The organism is Phycicoccus sonneratiae, assembly GCF_016887965.1.
Lineage (GTDB): Bacteria > Actinomycetota > Actinomycetes > Actinomycetales > Dermatophilaceae > Phycicoccus > Phycicoccus sonneratiae.
In genome coordinates this window covers 164,844-189,323 of record NZ_JAFDVD010000015.1, presented here as the reverse complement: position 1 = coordinate 189,323, position 24,480 = coordinate 164,844, and the positions used below count along the sequence as shown (strand labels likewise).

Annotated in this window: 31 protein-coding genes; 20 read left to right on the top strand and 11 right to left on the bottom strand. The window is 74.6% G+C overall.

The features are described 5' to 3' along the window. Positions 1–65 precede the first annotated feature (65 nt). The 5 genes from JQN70_RS21020 (at position 66) to JQN70_RS14265 (ending at position 4,741) form a co-directional block, all read left to right on the top strand. Complete coding sequence (locus JQN70_RS21020) at positions 66–1,082, top strand: acyl-CoA dehydrogenase (RefSeq protein ID WP_204132027.1); 1,017 nt, start codon at positions 66–68, stop codon at positions 1,080–1,082. Next, entirely contained in the window at positions 1,079–2,479 is a 1,401-nt protein-coding gene (locus JQN70_RS14280; RefSeq protein ID WP_204132026.1) for a PIG-L family deacetylase, read from the top strand. Before JQN70_RS21020 ends, JQN70_RS14280 begins: the two co-directional genes overlap by 4 nt. Next, positions 2,476–3,198: a glycosyltransferase family 2 protein gene (locus JQN70_RS14275; protein ID WP_204132025.1), complete on the top strand. Its 723-nt coding sequence runs from the start codon at positions 2,476–2,478 to the stop codon at positions 3,196–3,198. The genes JQN70_RS14280 and JQN70_RS14275 overlap by 4 nt, the downstream gene beginning before the upstream one ends. A gap of 130 nt (positions 3,199–3,328) precedes the next feature. Then, positions 3,329–3,865, top strand: a complete 537-nt coding sequence (locus tag JQN70_RS14270) for a hypothetical protein (RefSeq protein WP_204132024.1) — start codon at positions 3,329–3,331, stop codon at positions 3,863–3,865. Between the two features lie 27 nt (positions 3,866–3,892). Next, positions 3,893–4,741, top strand: coding sequence for an SDR family oxidoreductase (locus JQN70_RS14265; RefSeq protein ID WP_204132023.1), 849 nt, complete (start codon positions 3,893–3,895; stop codon positions 4,739–4,741). 16 nt (positions 4,742–4,757) lie between these two features. Here the strand turns inward: JQN70_RS14265 and JQN70_RS14260 are convergent, their stop codons facing one another. Then, on the bottom strand, positions 4,758–5,597 hold the full coding sequence (locus tag JQN70_RS14260) for a helix-turn-helix transcriptional regulator (protein WP_204132022.1): 840 nt from the start codon (positions 5,595–5,597) through the stop codon (positions 4,758–4,760). Positions 5,598–5,737: 140 nt separating this feature from the next. Between JQN70_RS14260 and JQN70_RS14255 the strand changes: the two genes are divergently transcribed. Further along, on the top strand, positions 5,738–6,667 hold the full coding sequence (locus tag JQN70_RS14255) for an SDR family oxidoreductase (protein ID WP_204132021.1): 930 nt from the start codon (positions 5,738–5,740) through the stop codon (positions 6,665–6,667). A gap of 21 nt (positions 6,668–6,688) precedes the next feature. Here the strand turns inward: JQN70_RS14255 and JQN70_RS14250 are convergent, their stop codons facing one another. Both JQN70_RS14250 and JQN70_RS14245 read right to left on the bottom strand, forming a co-directional pair. Continuing rightward, complete coding sequence (locus JQN70_RS14250; protein WP_204132020.1) at positions 6,689–7,591, bottom strand: cation diffusion facilitator family transporter; 903 nt, start codon at positions 7,589–7,591, stop codon at positions 6,689–6,691. Between the two features lie 104 nt (positions 7,592–7,695). Then, a complete protein-coding gene (locus JQN70_RS14245) occupies positions 7,696–8,136 on the bottom strand; it encodes a ferritin-like domain-containing protein (RefSeq protein ID WP_204132019.1) in 441 nt (146 codons plus the stop codon). 154 nt (positions 8,137–8,290) lie between these two features. On the opposite strand from JQN70_RS14245, the gene JQN70_RS14240 reads away from it, so the two are divergent. After that, a complete protein-coding gene (locus JQN70_RS14240) occupies positions 8,291–9,226 on the top strand; it encodes an acyl-ACP desaturase (protein ID WP_204132018.1) in 936 nt (311 codons plus the stop codon). A gap of 51 nt (positions 9,227–9,277) precedes the next feature. Here the strand turns inward: JQN70_RS14240 and JQN70_RS14235 are convergent, their stop codons facing one another. Next, positions 9,278–9,868 carry a C39 family peptidase gene (locus tag JQN70_RS14235; RefSeq protein ID WP_204132017.1) on the bottom strand — a complete coding sequence of 197 codons (591 nt, stop codon included), beginning with the start codon at positions 9,866–9,868 and terminating at the stop codon, positions 9,278–9,280. Positions 9,869–9,999: 131 nt separating this feature from the next. Between JQN70_RS14235 and JQN70_RS14230 the strand changes: the two genes are divergently transcribed. After that, on the top strand, positions 10,000–10,494 hold the full coding sequence (locus tag JQN70_RS14230) for an SRPBCC family protein (RefSeq protein ID WP_204132016.1): 495 nt from the start codon (positions 10,000–10,002) through the stop codon (positions 10,492–10,494). A gap of 79 nt (positions 10,495–10,573) precedes the next feature. Then, on the top strand, positions 10,574–10,873 hold the full coding sequence (locus tag JQN70_RS14225) for a putative quinol monooxygenase (protein WP_204132015.1): 300 nt from the start codon (positions 10,574–10,576) through the stop codon (positions 10,871–10,873). A 28-nt stretch (positions 10,874–10,901) separates the two neighbouring features. Here JQN70_RS14225 and JQN70_RS14220 read toward each other — a convergent pair whose 3' ends face one another. Then, complete coding sequence (locus tag JQN70_RS14220) at positions 10,902–11,684, bottom strand: isocitrate lyase/PEP mutase family protein (protein ID WP_204132014.1); 783 nt, start codon at positions 11,682–11,684, stop codon at positions 10,902–10,904. 107 nt (positions 11,685–11,791) lie between these two features. Here JQN70_RS14220 and JQN70_RS14215 point away from each other — a divergent pair, with 107 nt between their 5' ends. Further along, a complete protein-coding gene (locus JQN70_RS14215) occupies positions 11,792–12,073 on the top strand; it encodes a DUF427 domain-containing protein (RefSeq protein ID WP_204132013.1) in 282 nt (93 codons plus the stop codon). A 34-nt stretch (positions 12,074–12,107) separates the two neighbouring features. Here JQN70_RS14215 and JQN70_RS14210 read toward each other — a convergent pair whose 3' ends face one another. Next, positions 12,108–12,857 (bottom strand): hypothetical protein, encoded by a 750-nt coding sequence (locus JQN70_RS14210; RefSeq protein ID WP_239111594.1) that lies wholly within the window; start codon positions 12,855–12,857, stop codon positions 12,108–12,110. Between the two features lie 74 nt (positions 12,858–12,931). On the opposite strand from JQN70_RS14210, the gene JQN70_RS14205 reads away from it, so the two are divergent. From JQN70_RS14205 to JQN70_RS14180, 6 genes are read left to right on the top strand one after another with little or no spacing between them, the layout of a single operon-like run. After that, on the top strand, positions 12,932–13,429 hold the full coding sequence (locus JQN70_RS14205; protein WP_204132012.1) for a DoxX family protein: 498 nt from the start codon (positions 12,932–12,934) through the stop codon (positions 13,427–13,429). Next, positions 13,429–14,370: a glucosyl-3-phosphoglycerate synthase gene (locus JQN70_RS14200; RefSeq protein ID WP_204132011.1), complete on the top strand. Its 942-nt coding sequence runs from the start codon at positions 13,429–13,431 to the stop codon at positions 14,368–14,370. Before JQN70_RS14205 ends, JQN70_RS14200 begins: the two co-directional genes overlap by 1 nt. Then, on the top strand, positions 14,367–15,242 hold the full coding sequence (gene folP, locus JQN70_RS14195; RefSeq protein ID WP_204132010.1) for a dihydropteroate synthase: 876 nt from the start codon (positions 14,367–14,369) through the stop codon (positions 15,240–15,242). Before JQN70_RS14200 ends, folP begins: the two co-directional genes overlap by 4 nt. Further along, a complete protein-coding gene (locus JQN70_RS14190; protein WP_204132009.1) occupies positions 15,239–15,865 on the top strand; it encodes a class III extradiol ring-cleavage dioxygenase family protein in 627 nt (208 codons plus the stop codon). Before folP ends, JQN70_RS14190 begins: the two co-directional genes overlap by 4 nt. Positions 15,866–15,921: 56 nt before the next feature. Next, positions 15,922–16,269, top strand: a complete 348-nt coding sequence (locus JQN70_RS14185; RefSeq protein WP_204132008.1) for an ArsR/SmtB family transcription factor — start codon at positions 15,922–15,924, stop codon at positions 16,267–16,269. Next, entirely contained in the window at positions 16,266–16,769 is a 504-nt protein-coding gene (locus tag JQN70_RS14180) for an SRPBCC family protein (RefSeq protein ID WP_204132007.1), read from the top strand. The genes JQN70_RS14185 and JQN70_RS14180 overlap by 4 nt, the downstream gene beginning before the upstream one ends. Before the next feature lie 134 nt (positions 16,770–16,903). Here the strand turns inward: JQN70_RS14180 and JQN70_RS14175 are convergent, their stop codons facing one another. Continuing rightward, positions 16,904–17,089 carry a hypothetical protein gene (locus tag JQN70_RS14175; RefSeq protein ID WP_204132006.1) on the bottom strand — a complete coding sequence of 62 codons (186 nt, stop codon included), beginning with the start codon at positions 17,087–17,089 and terminating at the stop codon, positions 16,904–16,906. A gap of 39 nt (positions 17,090–17,128) precedes the next feature. On the opposite strand from JQN70_RS14175, the gene JQN70_RS14170 reads away from it, so the two are divergent. Both JQN70_RS14170 and JQN70_RS14165 read left to right on the top strand, forming a co-directional pair. Continuing rightward, entirely contained in the window at positions 17,129–17,785 is a 657-nt protein-coding gene (locus JQN70_RS14170; RefSeq protein ID WP_204132005.1) for a hypothetical protein, read from the top strand. Between the two features lie 118 nt (positions 17,786–17,903). Beyond that, positions 17,904–19,670 carry a S8 family serine peptidase gene (locus JQN70_RS14165; RefSeq protein ID WP_204132004.1) on the top strand — a complete coding sequence of 589 codons (1,767 nt, stop codon included), beginning with the start codon at positions 17,904–17,906 and terminating at the stop codon, positions 19,668–19,670. 70 nt (positions 19,671–19,740) lie between these two features. Here JQN70_RS14165 and JQN70_RS14160 read toward each other — a convergent pair whose 3' ends face one another. Genes JQN70_RS14160 through JQN70_RS14150 form a run of 3 tightly spaced genes read right to left on the bottom strand, consistent with a single transcriptional unit; the run spans position 19,741 to position 21,729 of the window. After that, positions 19,741–20,100: a fluoride efflux transporter FluC gene (locus JQN70_RS14160; RefSeq protein ID WP_307835993.1), complete on the bottom strand. Its 360-nt coding sequence runs from the start codon at positions 20,098–20,100 to the stop codon at positions 19,741–19,743. After that, the gene (locus JQN70_RS14155; protein ID WP_204132003.1) at positions 20,097–20,462 is read right to left on the bottom strand and encodes a fluoride efflux transporter FluC; all 366 of its coding nucleotides are present in this window, start codon (positions 20,460–20,462) and stop codon (positions 20,097–20,099) included. The genes JQN70_RS14160 and JQN70_RS14155 overlap by 4 nt, the downstream gene beginning before the upstream one ends. A gap of 49 nt (positions 20,463–20,511) precedes the next feature. Further along, on the bottom strand, positions 20,512–21,729 hold the full coding sequence (locus tag JQN70_RS14150) for a pyridoxal phosphate-dependent aminotransferase (protein WP_204132002.1): 1,218 nt from the start codon (positions 21,727–21,729) through the stop codon (positions 20,512–20,514). A gap of 73 nt (positions 21,730–21,802) precedes the next feature. Between JQN70_RS14150 and JQN70_RS14145 the strand changes: the two genes are divergently transcribed. Together JQN70_RS14145 and JQN70_RS14140 are read left to right on the top strand one after the other, a co-directional pair. Then, positions 21,803–22,141: an MGMT family protein gene (locus tag JQN70_RS14145; protein WP_204132001.1), complete on the top strand. Its 339-nt coding sequence runs from the start codon at positions 21,803–21,805 to the stop codon at positions 22,139–22,141. A gap of 69 nt (positions 22,142–22,210) precedes the next feature. Next, positions 22,211–23,479 carry a PQQ-dependent sugar dehydrogenase gene (locus JQN70_RS14140; protein ID WP_204132000.1) on the top strand — a complete coding sequence of 423 codons (1,269 nt, stop codon included), beginning with the start codon at positions 22,211–22,213 and terminating at the stop codon, positions 23,477–23,479. 219 nt (positions 23,480–23,698) lie between these two features. Here the strand turns inward: JQN70_RS14140 and pstB are convergent, their stop codons facing one another. After that, the gene (gene pstB, locus JQN70_RS14135; RefSeq protein WP_204131999.1) at positions 23,699–24,475 is read right to left on the bottom strand and encodes a phosphate ABC transporter ATP-binding protein PstB; all 777 of its coding nucleotides are present in this window, start codon (positions 24,473–24,475) and stop codon (positions 23,699–23,701) included. Positions 24,476–24,480: the final 5 nt, after the last annotated feature.

Below are 24,480 nucleotides of genomic sequence, written 5' to 3'. Positions count from 1 at the left end.
GGGTAGGGGCGACGCACGGGTCCACGCCGTCGGCGAGGACGGGACGGACGGGCGAGGTGGGCGGCGTGGGAACGGTGTGGCGCGCGGACGAGTGGCTCGAGGACGTCGGCGTCGTGGCCGGCACGTCGCCCCGGGAGGCCCTGGCGCTGGCCCCCGGCCTGGAATCGGCGGCGCGGGGGCTGGCCGAGGACCCGTGGCGCTACCTCGCGGTCCTCGCCTCGCTCGGGGCCGTCGACCTCACCGCGGCCCGCGCGCTGGAGCCGCACCTCGACGCCGTGGCCATCCTCGGCCAGGCCGGCGACCCCGACCTGTCCGCGCTGGGGGTCGACGGGCACAGCACCTTCGGCGTCTACGCGGCGCGGGCTCCGGGGACCGGCCTCGTCGCCCGACCCGGCGCGGACGGCGTCGAGCGCGTCTCCGGGACCAAGGCCTGGTGCTCGCTCGCCGGGCTGGTCAGCCACGCGGTGGTCACGACGACCTCCGGCGAGGACGAGCACCTGCACGTCGTCCCCCTGCAGCACCCCGGGGTGACGCACGCGGCGTCGACCTGGGTGTCGCGGGGGCTGGCCGCGGTGACCACCGGGGCGCTGCGGCTGGACGACGTGCCGGGCGTCCGCCTCGGGGGGCCGGACTGGTACCTCGGGCGCCCCGGGTTCGCGTGGGGTGGAATCGGTGTGGCCGCCGTCTGGTTCGGTGGTGCGGCGGCCCTCGCCGGGGCGCTGCGGGCCGCTGCCGGCCGCCGGGAGCCGGACCAGGTGGCGCAGCTCCACCTCGGGACCGTCGACCGCGTTCTGCACACCTCCCTGCTGGCCCTGCGCCACGCGGCGGACGAGATCCGTGGCGGCGGGGCGGACGGTGCGGCCGGCGCCCTGCTCGCCGCCCGGACGCGGGCCGTCGTCGCCGACGCGGCGGAGGTCGTGCTCACCGCGGTGGGGCACGGGCTCGGGCCGGCGCCGCTGACGCAGGACGAGGCGCACGCCCGGCGGGTCGCCGACCTCACCGTCTACCTGCGCCAGCACCACGCCGAGCGCGACCTCGCCTCCCTCGGGGGCCTGGTGCTGGCCGCGGACGGCGCCGGGTGACCGAACCGCCCGCGCCGACGACCCCTCCGGCCTTCACCCACGACGACCCTGGGACCCCCGAACCGGTCTGGCTCGCCGACCCCCGGTGGTCGGGTCTCCCGGTGCTCGACCTCGACGCGCTCGCCGGGCGCTTCTCCCGGCTCGTCGTCGCCGCGGCCCACCCGGACGACGAGACCCTCGCGGTCGGTGGCCTGCTCGCGGCCGCCCACCGGTCCGGGCTCCCGGTGCACGTCGTCGTGGCCACGGCGGGAGAGGCCTCGCACCCCGGGGCCACGGCCTGGACGCCGGACCTGCTGGCGCAGGTGCGCCGCGCCGAGGTCGAGGAGGCCGTGCGGCGACTGGCCGGCAACGCGGTCGTCGAGCACCTCGACCTGCCGGACGGTGGCCTGAGCGGCTGCGAGGAGCAGCTGGTGCACCTGCTCGCCGAGCGCTGCGACGAGGGGTCCCTGCTCGTCGCCCCCGTCCGGGTCGACGGCCACCCCGACCACGACGCGCTCGGCCGGGCCGCCGCCGTGGCCGGCGGGCGCACCGGCGCCACGGTCGCTGCGTACCCGCTCTGGCTGTGGCACTGGGGGACCCCGGACGACCTCGACTGGTCTCGCGCGGTCGTCGTCGAGCCGGCGCCGGAGGACCTGCACCGCAAGGCGACCGCCCTCGACGCTCACCGGTCGCAGACCGCGGCGCTCGGCCCCGGACCGGGCGACGGAGAGGTCGTCACCGGGCCGGTGCTGCGCCGCGCGCGCCGGCTGGTCGAGGTGCTGCTCGCCGACCCCGCGGCCCTGCCCGTCCGCCGCGACGCGGGGGGCGCCGACCGGGCCCGTCCCTTCGACGAGATGTACGACCACTCGTCCGACCCGTGGAACCACCTCGGGTCCTTCTACGAGACCCGCAAACGGGCCCTGACGACGGCGGCGCTCGGTCGCCCGCACTACCCGGACGTCCTCGAGATCGGCTGCGCGACAGGCGTCCTCACCCGTGAGCTCGCGTCGCGGGCGGACCGTGTCGTGGCGATGGACGTCAGCCCGAGAGCCCTGGAGGTGGCCCGGCGCGACGGGCCCGCGTCGGTGCGGTGGGTGCTCGGCACGGCGCCGAGCGACGTGCCGCCCGGCGTGTTCGACCTCGTGGTGCTGTCCGAGGTCGGCTACTTCCTCCGGCCGACCGAGCTGCTCGAGACCCTGCGCGTGGCCCGCAAGCGCCTGGCCGACGGTGGCGAGGTCGTGCTCGTGCACTGGCGGCACCCGACGGCCGGCATCCCGCTCGACGGCCCGCTGGTCCACGAGCAGGCCGCCGCGGCGCTCGCCGACCTCGGGCACCGCGCCCGGTACTCCGATGCGGACGTCCTCCTCGACGTCTGGGGTGGACCGGCATCGGTCGCGACCGAGGAGGGGCGCCGGTGAGGCCCGACCACGTCGTCGTCACCGTGCCGGCGCGCGACGAGGAGGAGCTGCTCGGGCGCTGCCTCGACAGCGTCCTCACGGCCGTCACGACGCTGCACCCGGCGCACCCCACCGTCCGGGTGAGCGTGGTCGTCGCGCTCGACCGGTGCGTGGACGGCTCGGCCTCCGTGGCCACCCGTGCCGGGGTGGAGGTCGTCCACGTTGACGTCGGCGCCGTCGGGGCCGCCCGTCGCGCCGCCGTCGCGGCCGGTCTGGCCCGCGCGCGGGCGTCGGGGTCGCCGACCCACCGCACCTGGCTGGCCGGGACGGACGCCGACTGCGTCGTGCCGACCCACTGGCTTCTCCGGCAGCTCGAGCTCGCCGCGGCCGGGGCCGACCTCGTCGTCGGCACCGTCGTCCCCGACGAGGTCGTCGACCCCCGGGTGCTGCGCGCCTGGTGGGCGCGGCACGAGCTGCACGAGGGGCACCGGCACGTGCACGGTGCCAACCTGGGGGTGCGGGCCGACGCCTACCTCGAGGTCGGCGGCTTCCCCCCGCTGCCCGTCCACGAGGACGTGGCCCTCGTCGAGGCCGTGCGCGCCACCGGGCGCCGGTGGGTGGGCACCGACGGCACCCGGGTACGCACCTCGGCCCGGACGGAGAGCCGGGTCGACGGCGGCTTCGCGTCCTACCTCGCCCGTCTCGTGCCCGCGGAAGGGCAGGGTGTCGCCCCCTCCTGACGGTTCCGCCCGGTGCGGGCGGGTAAGGGACGGGGGAACCCACCGCCCGAGAGGAGCCCGTCGTGCCCCACCACCACCGCGCCGACCGCAGATCCGGCAGGCCGCCGACCGCCGCGCCCCGGAGCCGGCGATGACCGCCTGGAGCACCGTCGTCCGCGCGACGCACCTCACGACGAACGCCGCCTGGTTCGGCGGGTCGCTCATGGGGGCGGTCGGCCTCAACCCCGCCGCCGAGGAGGGCGACGACGCTCGCGAGCGGGCGGCCATCGCCGACGAGGGCTGGACCCGCTGGGGGCCGGTGCAGGGCGCGGCGGTCGCGCTGCACCTGCTGAGCGGGGTGGCCATCCTCGCCGACAACCGGCGGCGGGTGCGCCACCACCGTCCGACGGCCGTCGCGGTCCTCGCCAAGACCGCCCTCACGGGCGCAGCCGTCGCCCTCGGCGCGGAGACCTACCGCGTCGGCGCCGCCTTCGGGGAGGCCCGGGAGGCCGCCGACCACGACGAGGAGGCCCGGGCCGAGGCCCGCTCCCTGGCCGGCCGGCTGCGCCGGCTGCAGTGGGTGAACCCCGTGCTCACCGGGGGCCTGCTCGTCCTCGACGCCTACCTCGGCGAGCAGCAGCGCGGGTTCGCCGGCCTGCTCGACCGTCCCTCGCACCGTCCCGGCTGACCCACCGACACCGACCCAGGAGCACCGATGACCGACCTCCCCGCACAGACCCAGGACTGGCCCGGGCGCACCGACGCGCTCGAGCCGCGCCCCGACCACGGCGAGGAGTCGTGGACCGCGCGCGACCGGCTGGTCGGCACGCGCGTCCTCGTCACCGGGGGCGACTCCGGCATCGGGCGCGCCGTCGCGGTGACCTTCGCGCGCGAGGGGGCGGCGGTGGTCCTCACCCACCTGCCACAGGAGTCCGAGGACGCCCGGGAGACGGTGGCGACGATCGAGTCCGCCGGCGGGCGGGCGGTCGCCGTCGAGGCCGACCTGCGCACCCACGCGGCGGTCGTCGGGCTCGTCGACCGGGTCCGCGACGAGCTCGGCGGGCTCGACGTCCTCGTGTCCAACGCCGCGTACCAGATGACCCACGACGCGCTCGAGGACTTCCCGCCCGAGCAGGTCGAGCGCACCTTCGCCACGAACGTCTTCGCGACCTTCTGGCTCGTGCGCGAGCTCGCCGCCGACCTCGAGGCCTCCCGGGGGTCGGTGCTCGTCACGACCTCGGTCCAGGCCTACCAGCCCTCGGACCACCTCCTCGACTACGCGGCGAGCAAGGCGGCGCTGACCAACCTCGTCGTCAACCTCGCCCAGGAGCTCGGGCCGCGCGGCATCCGCGTCAACGCCGTCGCACCCGGGCCGATCTGGACGCCCCTCATCCCGGCGACCATGGCGGCCGAGAAGGTCGAGGGCTTCGGTTCCGACACCCCGCTCGGCCGCGTCGGCCAGCCGGTCGAGGTGGCTGCCGCCTTCGTCTTCCTCGCGTCGGACGAGGCGTCCTACGTCTCGGGGACGGTGCTCGGCGTCACCGGTGGCAAGCCGGTCTTCTGACGTCGGCGCCCCACGCCTAGGCGGTCGGTGCCGCGATGACCGACAGGAGGGCCAGCTTGTCGTGGCTCTCGCTGCCGGGGACCGCGGTGTAGACCAACAGCGAGTGCGACACCTCGGGGTCGAGCAGGACCTGGCAGCCCAGCTCGAGGAGACCCACCTCCGGATGGAGGAAGCGCTTGACCTCCCGAGGCCGCAGGCCCACCTCGTGGGCCTCCCAGAGGTCCCGGAACTCCTCGTTGCCCGCGAGCAGGAGGTCGGCGAGGTGCGCCGCGCGCGAGCCCGGGCCGCGGAGGGTCACCACGCCCCGGAGTCCCGAGGCGTAGAGCCGCGAGTAGAACGCGTGGTCCTCGGGTGGATGGAGCGCGCGGGCCGCCGGGTCCGTGAACCACCGGTACCCGATGCTCCGCGCCGGCCCGGTGTGCCGCAGTGCGTCGCCGGTGAGGGCGGCGCCGAGGGCGTTCTGCCGCAACGTCTCCCCGAGCTCGGTGACGACCTCCGCCGGGGTGTCGGTGAGCCGGTCGAAGACCCGCAGCATCCCCGGGCCGACGTGGTCGGTCCCCGAGCCCCGAGCGGGTGCCGGGTGGCCGGCGAGCAGGTGGAGGTGGTCGCGCTCGGCCCGGCTGAGGTGCAGGCCCTGCGCGATCGCGTCGACCATCTGCTCGGAGGGTTGGGGACCGCGCTGCCGCTCGAGGCGCGCGTAGTAGTCCACGGACATGTGGCTCAGGGCGGCGACCTCCTCGCGGCGCAGCCCGCCCGTGCGGCGTCGGGGGCCACGGGGCAGGCCGACGTCCTCCGGCTGCAGCGCCTCGCGGCGGCTGCGCAGGAACCGGGCCAGGCCCGGACGGTCGATCGGCACGTGGTCATCCTCCCCCGGGGCGGACCGCGCAGCCACGGATCGTCAGGCCGTGGCTCCTGAGCGTGCTCCCGGGCGAGCATCGAGGTGGTGGCCCGCACCCGGTCGCCGGACCCGCCGCACCCGACCGAGGAGCACCGACCATGACCCGCCGCCCCGCGCTCGACCTGCCCGACCTCCGGGGCCGCCGCGCCCTCGTCACCGGGGCCAGCGACGGCATCGGTCTGCGCATCGCGACCCGCCTCGCCGCGGCCGGGGCCGAGGTCGTCATGCCGGTCCGCAACCCCGTGAAGGGCGAGACCGCCGCCCGCCGGATCCGGGACGAGGTCCCCGGTGCCCGGCTCACCCCGGAGTCGCTCGACCTGTCCTCGCTCGCCTCGGTGGCCGCCCTGGCCGACCGCCTCCTCGGCGACGGCGCGCCCCTGCACCTGCTCGTCGCGAACGCCGGGGTCATGACACCGCCGGAGCGGCAGGTCACCGAGGACGGGTTCGAGCTCCAGTTCGGCACGAACCACCTCGGGCACGTCGGGCTCGTGGCCCGGCTGCTGCCGCTGCTGCGGGCCGGCGCGGCGCGGGTGGTGTCGCAGACCAGCGTCGCCGCACGCAGCGGCTCGGTGAACTGGGACGATCTCGCGTGGGAGCGGTCCTACGACGGGATGCGGGCCTACCGGCAGTCGAAGATCGCGGTGGGTCTGTTCGGCCTGGAGCTCCAGCGGCGCAGCGTCGCGGGAGGGTGGGGCGTGACGAGCGCGATCTCGCACCCGGGCGTCGCCCCGACCAGCCTGCTCGCCGCCCGGCCTGAGGTCGGTCGCGCGTCGGACACCGTCGGCGTCCGGGCCATCCGGGTGATGTCGCGGCTCGGGATCGTCGGGACCCCCGACTCCGCGGGGCTCCCCGCGCTGGTGGCGGCGAGCGTGTCCGAGGGCGGCGGCTTCTACGGACCGCAGGGTCCGGGAGCCGCCGGCGGCCGGCCCGGCCAGCAGGCCCTGTGGCCACCGCTGCGCTCGAGCGACGACGCGACCCGGATGTGGGAGGTGTCGGAGGAGCTCGTCGGGGTCCGGTTCCCCCGCTGACCGCGGTCGCCGGCGACCGACCTACCAGTCGACGCCCTGGCAGTGGTGGTTCTCGACGGTCTCGACCTGGAGGGTCGCGTGGGCGATGCCGAACCGTTCGCGCAGCAGGGTGGAGGCCTCGGCGAGCACCCGGTCGCCGTCGCCCGATGCCACGAGGTGGGCGGTCGCGACGTCCATCCCCGAGGTGAGGGTCCACACGTGGAGGTCGTGGACGTCGCCGACGCCCTCGACCGACTCGAGCGCTCGCAGCACCTCGTCGGGGACGACCCCGGCGGGGGCGTGCTGGCCGAGGACGGCGAGCACCTCGCGGCCGAGGTGGACGGCCCGGACGAGGACGAAGACGCCGATGGCCAGCGCGACCGCGGTGTCCCAGAGGGCCGACCCCGTGGTCGCGACGAGGACGCCGGCGACGACGACACCCACCGAGCCGACGGTGTCGGCGACGACCTCGAGGTAGGCGCCCTTGACGTTGAGGCTCTCGCCGGCGCCACCGCGCAGGAGGGCGAGCGCGACGAGGTTGACGACCAGCCCGAGCCCGCCGACGACGAACATCGCCGTGGAGGCCACCGCGGGCTCGGCGCCGACCCGGGCCACCGCCTCGACGACGACGTACACCGACACGCCGGTCATGACGAGCACGGCGAGCCCCGAGGCGAAGACCTCGGCCCGGTACGACCCGAAGGTGCGGCGGCCGGTCGTGTCGGGGCGCGCGGCGATGCGGGTGGCGACGAGTGCGGCCCCGAGCGTGACGACGTCGGCGGCCATGTGCCCGGCGTCGGAGAGGAGGGCGAGCGACCCGGAGACCAAGCCCGCGGCGAGCTCGACCCCGAAGAACGCCCCGACGAGGCCGAAGGCCACGGCCAGCCGCCAGCGGTGCCGGCCCCCCGCGTGCGAGCCGGCGCCGTGGGAGTGCCCGCCGCTCACCGCGCGACCTCGCCCACACCGACCTCCAGACACGACAGGACGCCCCGATGGTAACCACCGGGGCGTCCTGTCGTGACGGGCGCGGGGCGCGCCGGGGCAGCCGGTCAGCCGGCCTGCTGGAGCGCCTTGACCTCGTCGCGGGCGGTGACGACCGCCGCGTGCTGCTGCCGGACGACGGACCGGAAGCCGTCACTGAGGTCGGCCTCGAGGGCCTTCTCGTACTCGGAGACGGCGTGGTCCTCACCCGTGGCCGCCGCGCCGAGGACCCCGGAGGGGTCGTCACCGGTCACGGCGTCCTTGAGCGCGATCCAGCCCCGGTGCAGGGCGGCCGCGGCCGTCCCGCCCTCGTCGACGTCGTCGCCGTAGTCGTGACCCATCGCGACGATGTCGCGCGCGAACCCGGCGCGCTGCTCGGACAACCGCTGCATCGTCGCCGCCACCTCGGGCCGGTCGTCGCGCAGCCGCTCCGCCGCGGAGGCGAAGCCGTCGCGTCCGTCCCTGAGCGTCTCGACGAGCTCCTTGGCGACCTTCTCGTCAGCCGACATGCGTGTCTCCTTCGTGTCGTGGTCGTGCTCGGTCGCCCTCCCCCTACCCGGGGGCGACCCGGTCCCACACGTCCCTTCCTCTGGTCCGGGCGGTCCGGAGGGTGTAGGCAGGGGATGGGCGCGGCCCTCGCGTTCGCTCGGACGAGGAGGACCCATGGCCACACTCGACGCCGCCCGGCTGCTCGCCGCCCTCGAACCCACCGTCGAGGAGAACCTCAACCGCCACCTCGCGGCCGCCCAGGAGTGGATGCCGCACGAGTACGTGCCGTGGTCGCTCGGGCGCGACTTCAAGGATCTCGGCGGCGAGCCGTGGTCGGTCGAGCAGTCGCAGCTGTCCCCGATCGCCCGCACCGCGCTCGAGGTCAACCTCCTCACCGAGGACAACCTCCCGAGCTACCACCGCGAGATCGAGCGCGCGTTCGGGCGCGACAGCGCGTGGGGAGCCTGGGTGAACCGCTGGACGGCCGAGGAGGGGCGGCACGCGTTCTGCATCCGCGACTACCTGCTCGTGACGCGTGGCGTCGACCCCGACGAGCTCGAGCGGGCGCGGATGGACACGATGGAGACCGGCTACGACTCCGGCGACAAGCCGCTGCTCAACGTCTGCGCCTACGTGTCGTTCCAGGAGCTGGCCACCCGTGTGTCACACCGCAACACGGGCCGCTTCACCGAGGAGCCGATCGCCGAGAAGCTGCTCATCCGGGTGGCCAAGGACGAGAACCTCCACATGATCTTCTACCGCAACATCATCCAGGCGGCGCTCGAGCTGACGCCCAGCCAGACGATGCGGGCGATCACCGACGAGGTCGTCTCGTTCCAGATGCCCGGCGCGATCATCCCCGGCTTCGGCCGCAAGGCCGTGCAGATGGCGATGGCCGGCATCTACGACCTGCGCATCCACCACGACGACATCGTGGCTCCCCTGCTGCGGCAGTGGGGCATCTGGGAGCTCGAGGGCCTCGACGCCGAGGGCGAGAAGGCGCGCGACGAGCTGGCGGCGGCCGTGGGGGCGCTCGACGCCGAGGCGACCCGGTTCGTCGAGAAGCGCGAGGAGCGGGCGGCCAAGATCGCCGCGCGGCAGAACGCCTGACCCGGCGGGTGGCCGGGACAGGCGCCCTGACGGGACTGGCGACCTGACGGGTCAGCCGCCGAACGCGGTGTACCGGTTCAGCTTGTTCCAGAGGACGATCGAGTCCTCGTCGCGCCAGACGCCGTTGCGGGCCGGCTCGTCCGGGTCGGCGATCTTGTAGTCACCGGCGCGGTAGCCGACGATCGCGATGTAGTGGCCGGCGGAGTAGTGGTCGCCGTTGACCTGGTTCATGTTGATGACGACGGGGTACCCGGCGTCGATGCTCGTGCGGACGTGCTGGTGCAGCGTCGCCTTGAGCGTGCCGGCCGCCGGCTGGCGGAACCGGTAGCGCCGGGCGTTGCCGGCGATGCCGAGCCGGTCGCTGAGGACCCGGGCGATGGCGAGCGGGTCCTGCAGACCCGAGCCGCCGCTCAGCCCGAGCGAGGCGGCGAGCGAGGCCTGCGTCGGCGTCCGGCCCTTGGCAGTGAGGGCGATCCGCGAGCTGGCCGCCGAGCACCAGGACTGCGTCTGCTGCCGCTGGTAGGAGTACGAGACGCTCGTGGCCGCGGCGGCGCTCCGGGCGCCGACGAGGCCGACGCCCGCGGTGAGGCCGAGCGCGAGGACCCCGCGCCGGGCGAGGGCAGGACTGTGCTGGTTCGTCATGGTTCCCCCCATGAGTCGTGGTCCGGTTCCCCCCGGACCGGGCGCACGGTGCGCCTGCCGCCACGCTAGCCCGACCCGGGCGGGACCGCACCCCGGGACCGGACGGCCGGTCGGGCTGCGACGATGGTCCCGTGATCGCGGACCGCTGGGGCGTGACCGATGCCGAGGTGGCCTCGCCCTTCGGCTGCGACGAGCTGCTTCCCGGTCCGGTGCTCGCGGCCTGGCGCGGGGTCTCCGTGGCCGCCCCTGCCGAGCGCGTATGGCCGTGGGTCACGCAGATCCGGGTCGCGCCGTACTCCTACGACTGGGTCGACAACCTCGGACGCCGTTCTCCGCGAACACTGCTCGACCTCGAGCCGCCTCGAGTGGGAGAGCCGTTCACCCGCGCGGCCGGGCACCCCACGGGTGAGGTGCTCGCCGTCGACGAGGGGCGCGAGCTGACCGGCCGCATCCTCGGGGCCCTCATGAGCTACCGGCTCGACCCGCAGCCCGGGGGCGGTTCGCGGCTGCTGCTCAAGCTGGTCATGGCGCGAGGGCGGCTGCTCGCCCCGCTCGTCTCGGTGGGCGACCTCGTGATGGCCCGGCGCCAGCTGCTCACCCTCAAGGAGCTCGCCGAGCGGGGCTGAGCGCACGACCTCCGTCCGGAGAGGTCCGGACGGACGCGCGGCCGCCTAGCCTGAGGGCCCCGGACGAGAGAGGTCCCCCATGAGCGAGCTGCACGTCGTCGCCACCATCCCCGCCGCCCCCGACCGCGTCGAGGACATCCGCGCCGCCCTCGAGACCCTCGTCGAGGCGACCCGGCGGGAGGAGGGCTGCCTCGGCTACGACCTGTTCGAGTCGGCCTCCGCGCCGGGTGTGTTCGTCACGGTCGAGCGCTGGACGGGTCAGGACGCGCTCGACGCCCACCTGGGCACGCCGCACATCGCCGCCGCGATGGCCGCGGCCGACGGGGCGCTGGCCGGCGACATCGCCATCCACCCGCTCGTGCCCCTGGTGGCGGGCTGACCGAGGGCGTCGGAGTCGTCGCCGACGGTCAGTTGAGCGGACGGGTCCCCTCGGGCAGGCCGCGGCCCTCGTGCACGCCCTCGACGAGCTGCTGGAGCGCGGTCAGCGCCACCCGCTGCGACCACGGGCCGTAGGAGACGCGGGCGACGCCCAGGTCCTGCAGCTCGGCGAGCGGCAGCGCGCCGGGCACCCCGATGAGCGTGAGCCGCTGTGGCCCGAACGCCGCGACGAGCGCCTCGACGTGGGCCCGTTCGGCCGCCCGCGGGACGAAGACCATCGGCGCTCCGGCGTCGAGGAAGGCCCGGCCGCGCTCGATCGCGACCTCGAGGCACTCCTCGGGGGAGCGCCCCTCGTCCTTGACGAACGCGTCGGTGCGGGCGTTGAGGCAGAAGTCGGGAACGCCGGCGTCGCGGGCGGCCCCCATCACGGCCTCGACGGCGCGCACCGCGTCCGCGAGCGGGCGCATCCCGTCCTCGATGTTCGCACCGACCACGCCGAGGTCGATCGCGCGGCGGACCGTGCCCGCGGGGTCGCCGTAGCCGGACTCCAGGTCGGCGGTCACCGGCAGGTCGGTGGCCCGCACGATGCGGTCGACGGCGGCGAGCATCTCGTCGACCGGGATGTTCTCGCCGTCCTCGTAGCCGAGCATCGCCGCGATCGAGTGCGAGGCGGTGGCCAGTGCGGTCGTTCCCGGCACGTCGGCGACGGCGCGGGCGCTGGCGACGTCCCAGACGTTGACGACCGTGAGCAGCTCGGGGGCGCGGTGGAGGGCGAGGAGGTGGGAGGCGCGGGCGGCGGTGTCCTGGGTCACCGGGCCATCGTCACCCGGTGCGGGGCCGGCGACAACCCTGCGGGAAGAGGTGACGGGTCCGGGGCGTTGCCCCGGGAGCCAGTGCCGCCACCACGGGAGGAGCCGTCATGAAGGCCATCTGGAACGGCGTCGTCGTCGCCGAGAGCGACGACACGGTCGTCGTCGAGGGCAACCACTACTTCCCCGCGGCGTCGGTCCGCGAGGACCTGCTGCGGTCCTCCGACACCCACACCGTCTGCCCGTGGAAGGGCACCGCGAGCTACAAGGGCATCGAGGTCGACGGGCGGCTGAACGCCGACGCCGCCTGGTACTACCCGGAGCCGAAGGACGCCGCGCAGGAGATCACCGGCCGCTACGCGTTCTGGAAGGGCGTCGAGGTCACCGACTGACCTCTGCGGGAGGTGTTCTCGCGCTGAGCCCGGCTCAGTCGGGGAGCAGCGAGATCTTCTGCCAGATCTTGCTCGACATCTCCGTCGTGAGCCGCTCGACCGTCGCGACGGTGGCCAGCACCACGTCGTCGCGGGACTCCTCGGCGCACAGGGCCGCGGTCTTGCCGACGAGGCTGAGCAGCTCGGAGCAGTAGTCGAGGTAGTGCTCCATGTCCGCGCGCCCGAGCCCCGGGTCGACCGACGCGGTCGTGCTCTCGTACCCGTCGCGCAGCCGCTCGGGGTCCTTGGTCAGCTGGTGCATGTCGATGATGTGGGCCAGCGACCGGAGGCGGTGCAGGAGGCCGAGCAGCCGTCCGCGCTCGAGCCGCGACGGCAGCGCCACGAGGAACCAGACCGCGATGGCGGTGAACACGAGGTCGTTGACCGCACTCTCGATGAGCGGCAGCCACTCGAACCCCCGGTCCGGGCCGCCGACCACGGCGTCGCGCACGGCGACCCACAGCGTGGCCAGCGCCGCGACGACGACCGCCGCGACGAGGACCCGCGAGACCAGCCGGGTGACGCGCAACCGGCCGCGGATGGCCCCGGAACCCTCGGCGACGTCGCGGGCCAGCACCGACAGCTCGGCGGCGACGTCGCTCAGCCCGCGGGTCGCGAAGCGGGCGTCGATGCGCCGGCGCAGCCGCTCGACCGTGTCGATGACCGGCTGCGCCTGGAGGCGGTCGAGGGAGCGGCCGGGTGGGCGGGCGCGGCGGCCGGCCGGTGCGGCGTCACCCTCGTCCATGGGGTCACGCTAGCGCCGTCGAGCCCCGGCCCGCCGGGCGTCGGGCCGGCCTCGGCGCCACCTAGAGTTGGGGGATGGACCTCGACCTCGGCCTGCTCGTGCTGCGCCTGGCCCTCGGCCCGATGCTCGTCCTCCACGGAGCGAACAAGGTGTGGGGCGGCGGCGGGCTCACCGGCACCGCGGGCTGGTTCGAGTCGCTCGGGCTGCGGCCGGGCTGGCTGCACGCCCGGGTCGCGGCCGGCACCGAGCTGGTCGCCGGCGTCCTCGTCACCCTCGGCTTGCTCACCGGGCTCGCCGCCATGGCCTTCGTCGGGCTGATGACCGTCGCCGCGCTCACCGACCACCGCGGCAAGGGGTACTTCGTCTTCAAGGGTGGCTGGGAGTACGTGCTCCTCGTCGCGATGGCCGCGGTGGCGCTGGCCGTCACCGGTCCGGGCGCCTGGTCGCTCGACGACGCGTTCGGCCTGCCGCTCTCCGGCCCGGCCTGGGGTGCCGTGGCCGCCGTCGGGGGGCTGGCCGCCGCGGGCGCCCTGCTCGCCGTCTTCCGTCGACCCGTCGCCGACGAGGCCTGATGCCGGTCCGCACCGTCGCCGGCCCCGTGCCGGCGCCCGAGGAGCTCCTCGCGGCCAAGGGCGCGACGCGGGTGTCGGTCGTCGTGCCGGCGCGGGACGAGGAGTCGACGGTCGGCGAGGTCGTCACCGGGGTCCGCCGGGCCTGGGTCGAGGAGGTCCCGCTCGTCGACGAGCTCGTCGTCATCGACTCCGACTCCACCGACCGGACCGCCGCGGTGGCCCGGGCCGCCGGCGCCACGGTGCACGCGGCGGCCGAGGTCCTGCCCGGGCTCGGGTCGGCCCGGGGCAAGGGGGAGGCGCTGTGGAAGGCGCTGCACGTCACGACGGGTGACGTCCTCGTCTTCCTCGACGCCGATCTCATCGAGTGGGGCACGCACTTCGTCAGCGGCCTCGTGGCGCCGCTGCTCGCCGACCCCGGCGTCGCCCTCGTCAAGGCCGTGTACGACCGTCCGCTGCTCGACGCCGCGGGGCACGAGGCCGAGACCGGGGGGCGGGTCACCGAGCTCGTCGCCCGGCCGCTCCTGGCGCTGCACCGCCCGGACCTCGCCGGTCTCGTCCAGCCGCTCGCGGGGGAGTGGGCGGTCCGTCGCTCGGCGTTCGAGCGCTTCTCGGTGCCGGTCGGCTACGGGGTCGAGATCGCGGCCCTCGTCGACACCGCCGACCTCCTCGGCGCCGAGGCCATCGCCCAGGTCGACCTCGGGCGTCGCACCCACCGCCACCACCGGCACGACACCCTCGGACCGATGGCCGTGCAGGTGCTGGCGGCCGTCGAGGCCCGGCTCGGCCGGGGTGCGCCGTCCCGGGCCGAGGGAGCGGTCCTCACCCAGTACGTGCGCGCAGCGGAGGGGTTCGTCCCGCGGCCGCGGCCGGTCGACCTCACCGAGCGGCCGCCCGCCGTGTCGGTCGAGGGGTACGCGCAGCGGACGGAGGTGCGGCGATGACCCGCGGGGCCGTGCTGCGGCTCGGGCGCAACGAGTACCCCGCCACGGCCCGGCTCGTCATGGCCATCGTCAACCGCACGCCGGACTCGTTCTACGACAAGGGGATCAGCTGGGCCGAGGATGCCGCCCTCGACCGTGTCCGGATGGTCGTCGACCAGGGCGCCGATCTCGTCGACATCGGCGGCATCAAGGCGGCACCGGGCGCCGAGATCGACGCCGAGGAGGAGAAGCGTCGGGTCGTCGGCTTCGTCGAGCGGGTCCGCGCCGAGCACCCGGACCTCGTCATCAGCGTCGACACCTGGCGCAGCGAGGTCGCGCGGGCGGTGTGCGCGGTCGGCGCTGACCTCATCAACGACGCCTGGGGCGGTGCAGACCCCGAGCTGCCCTCCGTCGCAGCCGAGTTCGGCGCCTCGCTCGTGTGCACCCACACCGGGGGGGTCACGCCCCGCACGCGGCCGCACCGCATCGAGTACGACGACGTCGTGCAGGACGTGCGCTCCTCCCTGCTGCGCCAGGCCGAGCGGGCGGTGTCGATGGGCGTCGAGCGCGAGCGTGTGGTCATCGACCCGGCGCACGACTTCGGCAAGAACACGTGGCACTCGCTCGAGGTCACCCGCCGGCTCGACGAGCTGACCACCCTCGGCTGGCCGGTGCTGGTCTCGTTGTCCAACAAGGACTTCGTGGGGGAGTCGCTCGACCTGCCCGTCGGTGAGCGGCTGACCGGAACGCTCGCGGCGACGGCCCTCTGCGCGTGGCACGGGGCCCAGGTCTACCGGGTGCACGAGGTCGTCGAGACGCGCCAGGTGCTCGACCTCGTCTCGGTCGTCGCCGGCGAGCTGCCGCCGGCGCGGACGGTCCGGGGCCTCGCGTGAGCCAGTCGGTCGTCGTCGTGCCGAGCGCACCGTTCCTCCTGCCCGAGTACACGGGTCGCACCGATGCCGCGGCCGACCTGCGGGCCAGGGCGGTGGCCGCGGTGCGTGACGCGGCGGCGGCCGACGGGGCATCCGGGGTCGTGCTCGTCGTCGCCACCGACCGCGAGCAGCGGGGCACCCGTCCGCCGCTGGGCCAGCGGGTCGGGGCGCACCTCGCCGCGCTCGCCGGCGTGGCGGTCGAGGGGGTCGTCACCGTCGCGTGGGACGCCCCGGCGGCCGAGTGCCGCGCGCTCGGCGAGCAGCCGGCAGTCGGGTCGGCGGACGCGACCCTCGTCGTCGTCGCCGACGGCAGTGCGCGCCGGGGCGAGAAGGCGCCGGGGCACCTCGACGAGCGGGCCTTCGCGGTCGACGAGGCGCTGCTCGGGGCGCTGCGCGCCGCCGACCCCGAGGGGCTGCTCGCCCTCGACCCCGTGCTCTGCGCCGACCTGCTCGTCCACGGCCGGGCGCCGCTCCAGGTGGCGGCCGCGGCCCTCGCCGGTCGGCCGGGCCTCGCCGCCCTCGACGTCCACGCCGAGGACCCGTTCGGTGTCCTCCACGTCGTCGCGACCCTCGCCGCCCCCTGACCCGGACGTCCCGTATTCATCTTGACGGTTGATCAACCATATGGTTGAGTACGGGCATGGACGACGACGAGTTGGTGGACCTGGGCTTCACGGCCCTCGCCGACCCGGTGCGCCGGGCCATCGTCGCCCGGCTGAGCCGCGGACCGGCCACGGTCAACGAGCTCGCCGAGCCCTTCGCCATCTCCCTCCAGGCGGTGTCGAAGCACGTCCGGGTCCTCGAGCAGGCGGGCCTGGTCACCAAGGGGCGGGAGGCCCAGCGCCGCCCCGTCCACCTCGCGCCCGAGGCCCTCGAGCGGCTCACGGCGTGGATCGACGGCTACCGGCTCGCCCGCGAGCGGTCGTTCCGTCGCCTCGATGCGCTGCTCGCCGAGCCGCGCGACGACACCGGAGGAGCAGCACGATGAGCAACGCACTCAGCCTCGACGTCCCGGCCGGCGTGCCGTGGATCGACTTCACCCGCGACTTCGACGCGCCGGTCGCGGCCGTCTTCGACGCGCACCGCGACCCCGAGAAGGTCAGGCAGTGGCTCGGGCCGCAGGGCTACGAGATGGACGTCCCGCACTGGGACTTCTCCGACGGCGGGGGGTACCGGTACGTGCACCGCAACCCCTCGGGCGAGGAGTTCGGCTTCCGCGGGGTGTTCCACACGGTCCGCGACGACGAGTTCATCCTCCAGACCTTCGAGTTCGAGGGGATGCCCGACGAGGTGGCGCTGGAGTTCCTCCACTTCGAGGACCTCGGCGACGGCCGCACCCGCCTGCACGGGCGGAGCATCGGGCGCAGCGTCGAGGGTCGCGACGCGATGGTCGAGTCCGGGATGGAGGGCGGCATGGTCGAGGGCTACGACAAGCTCGACGCCCTCCTCGCCGACGCGCACACCGCCGCTACCCCCGCCACCTCCTGACCCTGCACCCCCTGAACTTTCTCTCCGGATGCCGGAACCTTCAGTGACCTGTCGGATGCAACCGGCAGGTCACTGAACCTTCCGGCAGCCGGAGGGAAAGCTGGGACGGGGGTGGCGAGCGGCGGGGCGGTGGGTCAGTCGTCGGCGGGCTGGTCCGCCGCGCGCTCGGCCTCGTCGAGCCGCTGCTGGAGCCGGTCGCGGACCTCGTCGGGCGAGTAGGCCCGCCGCGTGCGCTCGTCGCGGGCGACGAGCACCCCCGTCGCCACGACGCCGGCCAGCCCGGCGAGGCCGAGCACCTTCCACCTGCGGTTGCGGTCCACGGCGCCACCCTAGCGAGCGCCACCCGGCACACTGGCCCCATGGCGCGCCCCGCACCCACGACCGTCCCCTTCGACGAGGCCGTCGCGGCGACGCGCACCGGCGACCTGTGGATCTTCCGCGGCGGCACCGTCGCCGATCGGCTCATCCAGACGGCGAGCAACGCCCCGGTCAACCACGTCGGGATGGCCCTCGTGCTCGACGACCTCCCCCCGCTGATGTGGCACGCCGAGCTCGGGCGCTCGATGCGCGACCACTGGACCGGCGACCACCACCGCGGCGTCCAGCTCCACGACCTCGCCGAGGCCGTGACGACCTGGCAGGTCAGGTACGGCCAGCGGGCCTGGCTGCGCCAGCTCGAACCGGGCGTCGGCCGTGCGGAGGAGGACGCGGCCCTGCGCACCGTGGCACGGCTCGACGGGGTGTCCTTCCCCTCCACCGTGCGGCTCGGCTGGCGCTGGCTGCGGGGCCGCGACGCCCACCTCTCGCGCCGCGCCCTCGAGCGCAAGGGGCTGCGCCCCGAGGACGCCTACTGCGCCGAGGTGGTGGCCGCGACGCTCGAGGACATGGGCATCCTGCGGGCCGACGTCCCGACCAACTGGTACGACCCCGGGCGCTTCTGGAGCGGTGACTCCCTGCCGCTCGCCGACGGCTGGTCCTACCGCACCGAGGTCGAGGTCGGGGCGCCGACGGCCTGAGGCCCGGTCGACCGGTCACCGCCGGAGGCGTCACGAAACCCCCGCGACGCCGGACTCCCCCCCTACGGTTCGGGTCGGGCGCAACGCCGCGCCCGATCACGACGGAGGAGACACCCTGATGCGACGATCTCGCATGGTCGCCCTGACCGGTGCCGTGGCCTTGGCCGCGAGCGCCCTCGGCGCGACGACCGCGACCGCGTCCGGCGCCGCGACCGCAGGCGCGACCACCACGGCGCGCACCGGCTACGCCGTGCTGGCGGCCGACGGCACCGACGCCCGCGCGCTGGCCCAGCGGCTCGCGAAGGCCGGGGCCACCGTGACCTCGGTGAACACCGACATCGGCCTGGTCTCGGTGGAGTCCACGAGCGCCGGCTTCGCCGGTGCGGCCCGCTCGATGAGCGGCGTCGCCGCGGCGGCCCGCGACGGCGTCGTCGGCCGCTCGCCGGACGCCCGACCCGCCAAGGACGCGGTGACCCGCGAGAACCGCGCCACCTCGCGCCACGGCGACGAGCACGACCACGGCCACGGGCCGAAGGGCGGCAAGGCCGACCCGCTCGACTCCTCCCTGTGGGGCATGAAGCTCATCGGTGCGGACAAGGCCCACAAGAGCGAGCTCGGTGACAAGCGGGTCCGGGTCGGTGTCATGGACACCGGCGTCGACGGCACGCACCCCGACCTCGCCCCGAACTTCGACAAGAAGCTCTCGCGCAACTTCGTCACCGACATGCCCGACATCGACGGCCCGTGCGAGTTCGCGTCCTGCGTCGACCCGGTCGACCACGACGACGACGGCCACGGCACCCACGTCGCCGGCACGATGGCGGCGGCGCTCAACGGCATCGGCGTCTCCGGTGTCGCCCCGAACGTCGACCTCGTCAACGTCCGGGCCGGCCAGGACAGCGGCTACTTCTTCCTGACGCCCACCGTCAACGCGCTCACCTACTCCGGTGACGCCGGCATCGACGTCGTCAACATGTCGTTCTACGTCGACCCGTGGGCCTACAACTGCATCGGCGGCGCCCCCGAGGACACCCCCGAGCAGGCCGCCGAGCAGGACCTCATCATCAAGTCGATGACCCGCGCCCTCAACTACGCGCACAAGAAGGGCGTCACGCTCGTCGGCGCGCTCGGCAACGGCAACGACGACCTGTCGAACCCGCGGCCCGACACCTCGAGCCCCGACTACCCGGGCGGCACCGAGCACGAGCGCACCATCGACGACGCGACCTGCTTCGACCTCCCGGTCGAGGGCCCGCACGTCCTCGGCGTCTCGTCGGTCGGGCCGTCGACCCGCAAGGCCGACTACTCCAACTGGGCCACCGACCTGCGCTCCGGCGAGATCGAGGTCGCGGCGCCCGGCGGCTGGTTCCGTGACGGCCTCGGCACCGACACCTACCGCACGAACGGCAACCTCATCCTCTCGACCGCGCCGCTCAACGTCATGCAGGCCGAGGGCCAGGTCGACGCCGACGGCAACATCACCCCGGCGGGTGAGGCGGCCGGCACGACGAAGGACTGCCGCACGGTCAAGGGCAAGCAGGTGTGCGGGTACTACCAGTACCTCCAGGGCACCTCGATGGCCTCGCCGCACGCCGCGGGCGTCGCCGCGCTGGCGGTCTCGGCGCACGGGAAGTCCCAGCGCCACGGTGGGTTCGGGCTCGCGCCCGACACCGTCCGCCGGATCGTCATGGGCACGGCCACCGAGCACGCCTGCCCGGCCGGCGGCGTCCAGTCCTACGAGGACGTGGGCCGCGGCCCGGAGTACACGGCGACCTGCACCGGGACCAAGGAGTTCAACTCCTTCTACGGGGCCGGGATCGTCAGTGCGTCCGGCGTCGTGGCGCGTGGCCACGACCACGACCACGACCACGGGCACGGGCACTGAGCCCGACCGCTCCGACCAGCGCCGCCCGTCCCGCTCTCGTGGGGCGGGCGGCGCTCCGTCGTCCGGGGGCTCAGGCGGTGAGGGCGTAGCCGAGGGCGGCGGCCCCGATGCCGAGCACGAGCGAGAGCCCGAGGTTGACCGCAGCGGCCACCGGGCGGTCGTCGTCGAGGGCGTCCCAGAGCTCGAGGGCGAGGGTCGAGAACGTCGTCAGGGCGCCGCAGAACCCCGTGCCGACGAGGGCGAGCGCGCCACCGCCGACCGCGTCGCCGACGAGCGCCCCGAGCACGAGCGACCCGACGACGTTGACGGCCAGGGTGCCCGCCGGCGGGGCCGCCCCGAGGTGCTCGCGGGCCCAGTGCGCGACCGTGAGCCGCAGCGGCGCCCCGACGGCGGCCCCGAGGGCGACGAGCAGGGCGTGCGTGGCGGTCACGGGCCCGGCCAGACCCGGCGCCCGACGAGCATCCCGCCGGCTACGGCGAGGGTGCCGACGAGGAAGGTCGCGGCGACGTAGAGGACGGCCAGCTGGACGTGGTGCGCGGCCCCGAGCTGCACGGCGTCGACGGCCAGCGCCGAGAAGGTCGTCCACCCGCCGAGCACCCCGACCCCGACGAACGGCCGCGCCAGCCGGTGCACGCCCGGCCGGTCGACGAGGAAGGCGACGAGCAGCCCCATCGCGAGGGCGCCGGTGACGTTGACGACGAACGTCGCCCACGGGAAGTCACCGACGCGGTGCGGCAGCGCCAGCCCGACGCCCCACCGCCCGAGGGACCCCAGCACGCCGCCGACGGCCACCGCACCGAGCATCGCTGGCTCGGGAAGCGGTGCGCGAGAGGCCATCCGGTCAGGCCCGGAGGGTGGCGAGGTGCTCGGCGATGCGGCCGATGGCCTCGGTGAGCACCTCCTCGTCGGGCAGCGTGACGAGGCGGAAGTGGTCGGGCTCGAACCAGTTGAAGCCGGTGCCGTGGGTGACGAGGATCTTCTTGGCCCGCAGCAGGTCGATGACGAAGTCCTCGTCGGAGTCGATCGGGTAGACCTCGGGGTCGAGCCGGGGGAAGCAGTACAGGGCGCCCATCGGCTCGACGCACGAGACGCCGGGGATCTCGCCCAGCAGGCGCCACGCCAGCTTCGACTGCTCGCGGAAGCGTCCGCCCTGACCGATGAGCTCGTTCACCGACTGGTACCCGCCGAGTGCGGTCTGGATGGCGTGCTGCGCAGGCACGTTCGCGCACATCCGCATGTTCGACAGCAGGGTCAGGCCCTCGAGGAAGTCGGTGGCGAGGTGCTGCGGGCCGGAGATCATCACCCAGCCGGCGCGGTACCCGCAGACCCGGTAGGCCTTGGACAGGCCGCTGAAGGTGAGGCAGAGGACGTCGTCACCGGCGAACGTCGCGGCGTGGTGGTGGACGGCGTCGTCGAAGAGGATCTTCTCGTAGATCTCGTCGGCCATGACGACGAGGTCGTGGCGGCGCGCGATGTCGACCAGGGCCCGCACCGTCTCCTCCGAGTAGACGGCCCCGGTGGGGTTGTTCGGGTTGATGACGACGATCGCGTGGGTGTTCGGGGTGATCTTGGCCTCGATGTCCTCGAGGTCGGGGTTCCAGCCGTTCGACTCGTCGCACCGGTAGTGCACGGGGGTGCCGCCGGAGAGCGAGACCGCACCGGTCCACAGGGGGTAGTCCGGTGCCGGCACGAGCACCTCGTTGCCGTCGTCGACGAACGCCTGGAGGACCATCGTGATGAGCTCGGAGACGCCGTTGCCGATGAAGACGTCGTCGACCGCGGTGTCGCGCAACCCCCGTGCCTGGTAGTACTGCGCGACGGCGGTGCGGGCCGAGTAGATGCCGCGCGAGTCGGCGTAGCCCTGGCTGTCGGGGAGGTTGTGCACCATGTCGGCGACGATCGCCTCGGGGGCCTCGAAGCCGAACGGCGCGGTGTTGCCGATGTTCAGCTTGAGGATCTTGTGCCCCTCGGCCTCGAGCCGCTGGGCCTCGACGAGGATCGGGCCCCGCACGTCGTAGCGGACGTTCTGGAGCTTCTGGCTCTGGACGATCCGGCGCATGGGGCCAGTGTGTCAGGGGCGCCCGGGAGCCGCGCGAGCGTTTCGCGCCCGCGCGTCCGGCACACTCGGACCCGTGGACGACGTCGTCGTGGAGCGCGTGCTGCGGGCCGTGGAGCAGGTGCCGCGCGGTCGCGTCGTGTCCTACGGCGACCTCGCCGCGCTCGTCGGCATCGGGCCGCGCCAGGTGGGGTCGATCATGAAGGCGTACGGCGGCAACGTCACGTGGTGGCGGGTCACGAACTCCTACGGCGACCTGCCGGTGAACCTCCTCGAGGAGGCCCGGCAGACCTGGGCCGACGAGGGGATCCTCCTCAAGCGCAACGGCCGCGGCTGCAGCATCGCCGAGCACCGCGCCGACCTGAGGGCCCTCGCCGCCGCCTACGAGCGGTCGGTCCGCGACCTGCCGTCCTGACGCCGGCGCCGGACGTCGAACGGCTGCTCGTCCCGGCGCCCCGGTCCGGACCGGATGTGAGACTGGGGCATGCGTCCCCCGTCCGTGCACCGGTCCGCCGCCCTCGTCGCCGCGGGGGCGCTCGCGCTCGCCGGCTGCTCCTCCGGCGACGACGAGGGGTACGGGGAGGTCCCGGCCCGGCCGAGCACCACCCCCTCCTCGGGCGGCTCCCCGTCGACGTCACCGAGCGCCTCCTCGCCGGCACCGCGCAGCACGACGGTCCCCGAGCTCGCCGTGGAGGAGGTCGCCGATGGGCTCGACAACGGCTGGGACATCGGCTTCCTCCCGGACGGCTCGGCCCTGGTCACCGAGCGCTCGGGGCGCATCTCCCGCGTCTCGTCCCTGCGCAAGGGGGCCGACGTCACCCGCGTCAGTGCCGACCTCGACGACCTCTACGTCAACTCCGAGGGCGGGTTGATGGGGATGGTCGTCCATCCCGACTTCGCGACCTCGCGCCAGTTCACGACCTGCCAGACGCACGCCCGCGGCGGCGCGCCCGACGACATCCGGCTCGTCACCTGGAAGCTCGCCGCGAACGGCCGGTCCGCCGAGCGGGTGCGCACCCTGCTCGACGGGCTGCCGCTCTCCACCGGTCGTCACTCGGGCTGCCGCCCGGAGCTCGACGCCACCGGTGCCCTCGTCGTCGGGACGGGTGACACGGCGAACGGCCGCATCCCGCAGGACCTCACGAGCCTCGGTGGGAAGACGCTGCGCCTCAACCTCGAGACCGGGAAACCGATGCCCGACAACCCGTTCGCCGACGCGAAGAACGCGAACCAGCGGTACGTCACGAGCTACGGGCACCGCAACGTGCAGGGGGTCGCGCTCCAGCCGGGTACCGGGCGGATCTTCACCGCCGAGCACGGCCCGAGCTTCAACGACGAGGTCAACGTCATCGAGCCCGGCGCCAACTACGGGTGGGACCCGGCGCAGGGCGGGTCGGTCGGCGGGTACGACGAGTCGGTGCCGATGACCGACACCGACCGCTACCCGAAGGCGGTCCGGGCGATCTGGCAGTCGGGCAAGACGACCCAGGCCGTGTGCGCGGCCGAGTTCCTCGAGGGCGAGCAGTGGGGTGCCTTCGACGGCGCGCTCGTCATCACCGCGCTCAAGGGGGCCAAGCTGCTCGTGCTGACCCTCGACGAGGACGGGTCGGTCGCCGACGTCGCCATCCCGAAGGCCACGAACGGTCCGTACGGCCGGCTCCGGGCCGCACGCCTCGGCCCCGACGGCGCGCTCTACGTCACGACGAGCAACGGCGACGACGACAAGCTCCTGCGGATCAGCCCCCGCACCTGAGGGCGGCGAGCTGCGCGCCCGGGTGGGTCGTCCCCGTCGAGGGGGGGGGGGCGGGGGGGGGGGGGGGGGGGGGGGGGGGCGGGGGGGGCCCCGCCCCCCCCCCCCGCGGGGGGGGGCCCCCCCCCCCCGGGGGGGGGCCCCGCCCCCCCCCCCGGGGGGGGGGGGGGGGGGCCCCGCCGAAACTCGCAAGAAGTCGGGTGAGCGGGGGGCGGGGGGTGGTCAGCCGAAGCGGCCGCTGATGTAGTCCTCGGTCGCCTTCTCGGTCGGGTTGCTGAAGATCCGCGGGGTGTCGCCGACCTCGACGAGCCGCCCCGGCTCGCCCGTCGCCTTGAGGTTGAAGAACGCCGTCTGGTCCGAGACGCGCGCCGCCTGCTGCATGTTGTGCGTGACGATGACGATCGTGTACTCGGACTTCAGGTCGTTGATGAGGTCCTCGATGGCCAGGGTCGAGATCGGGTCCAGGGCCGAGCACGGCTCGTCCATGAGCAGCACCTGCGGGTTGACCGCGATGGCCCTGGCGATGCACAGCCGCTGCTGCTGCCCGCCCGAGAGCCCGGCACCGGGCTTGTCGAGCCGGTCCTTGACCTCGGTCCACAGGTTCGCGCCGCGCAGCGACTTCTCGACGACGTCGTCCAGGGTCGACTTCTTCTTGATCCCGTTGAGCTTCAGTCCGGCTGCCACGTTGTCGCGGATCGACATGGTGGGGAACGGGTTCGGCCGCTGGAACACCATCCCGACGGTCCGCCGCACGGCCACCGGGTCCATCGACGAGGCGTAGAGGTCCTGGTCGTCGAGCATCACCGAGCCGTGGACCCGTCCGCCCGGGATGACCTCGTGCATCCGGTTGAGCGTTCGCAGCACGGTCGACTTCCCGCAGCCGGACGGCCCGATGAAGGCGGTGACGGAGCGGGGCTCCACGGTCATCGTCACGCCCTCGACGGCCTTGAAGTCGCCGTAGTAGATGTCGAGGTCCTTGACGTCGATGCGCTTGGCCATGGTGT

What these genes read in the sequence shown, in the direction of transcription:
- JQN70_RS14270 (WP_204132024.1), top strand. Translation starts at nt 3,329, where the DNA reads ATGACCGCCTGGAGCACCGTCGTCCGCGCGACGCACCTCACGACGAAC.
- JQN70_RS14265 (WP_204132023.1), top strand. Translation starts at nt 3,893, where the DNA reads ATGACCGACCTCCCCGCACAGACCCAGGACTGGCCCGGGCGCACCGAC.
- JQN70_RS14255 (WP_204132021.1), top strand. Translation starts at nt 5,738, where the DNA reads ATGACCCGCCGCCCCGCGCTCGACCTGCCCGACCTCCGGGGCCGCCGC.
- JQN70_RS14245 (WP_204132019.1), bottom strand. Translation starts at nt 8,136, where the DNA reads ATGTCGGCTGACGAGAAGGTCGCCAAGGAGCTCGTCGAGACGCTCAGG.
- JQN70_RS14240 (WP_204132018.1), top strand. Translation starts at nt 8,291, where the DNA reads ATGGCCACACTCGACGCCGCCCGGCTGCTCGCCGCCCTCGAACCCACC.
- JQN70_RS14235 (WP_204132017.1), bottom strand. Translation starts at nt 9,868, where the DNA reads ATGACGAACCAGCACAGTCCTGCCCTCGCCCGGCGCGGGGTCCTCGCG.
- JQN70_RS14225 (WP_204132015.1), top strand. Translation starts at nt 10,574, where the DNA reads ATGAGCGAGCTGCACGTCGTCGCCACCATCCCCGCCGCCCCCGACCGC.
- JQN70_RS14215 (WP_204132013.1), top strand. Translation starts at nt 11,792, where the DNA reads ATGAAGGCCATCTGGAACGGCGTCGTCGTCGCCGAGAGCGACGACACG.
- JQN70_RS14210 (WP_239111594.1), bottom strand. Translation starts at nt 12,857, where the DNA reads ATGGACGAGGGTGACGCCGCACCGGCCGGCCGCCGCGCCCGCCCACCC.
- JQN70_RS14205 (WP_204132012.1), top strand. Translation starts at nt 12,932, where the DNA reads ATGGACCTCGACCTCGGCCTGCTCGTGCTGCGCCTGGCCCTCGGCCCG.
- JQN70_RS14200 (WP_204132011.1), top strand. Translation starts at nt 13,429, where the DNA reads ATGCCGGTCCGCACCGTCGCCGGCCCCGTGCCGGCGCCCGAGGAGCTC.
- folP (WP_204132010.1), top strand. Translation starts at nt 14,367, where the DNA reads ATGACCCGCGGGGCCGTGCTGCGGCTCGGGCGCAACGAGTACCCCGCC.
- JQN70_RS14185 (WP_204132008.1), top strand. Translation starts at nt 15,922, where the DNA reads ATGGACGACGACGAGTTGGTGGACCTGGGCTTCACGGCCCTCGCCGAC.
- JQN70_RS14180 (WP_204132007.1), top strand. Translation starts at nt 16,266, where the DNA reads ATGAGCAACGCACTCAGCCTCGACGTCCCGGCCGGCGTGCCGTGGATC.
- JQN70_RS14170 (WP_204132005.1), top strand. Translation starts at nt 17,129, where the DNA reads ATGGCGCGCCCCGCACCCACGACCGTCCCCTTCGACGAGGCCGTCGCG.
- JQN70_RS14165 (WP_204132004.1), top strand. Translation starts at nt 17,904, where the DNA reads ATGCGACGATCTCGCATGGTCGCCCTGACCGGTGCCGTGGCCTTGGCC.
- JQN70_RS14150 (WP_204132002.1), bottom strand. Translation starts at nt 21,729, where the DNA reads ATGCGCCGGATCGTCCAGAGCCAGAAGCTCCAGAACGTCCGCTACGAC.
- JQN70_RS14140 (WP_204132000.1), top strand. Translation starts at nt 22,211, where the DNA reads ATGCGTCCCCCGTCCGTGCACCGGTCCGCCGCCCTCGTCGCCGCGGGG.
- pstB (WP_204131999.1), bottom strand. Translation starts at nt 24,475, where the DNA reads ATGGCCAAGCGCATCGACGTCAAGGACCTCGACATCTACTACGGCGAC.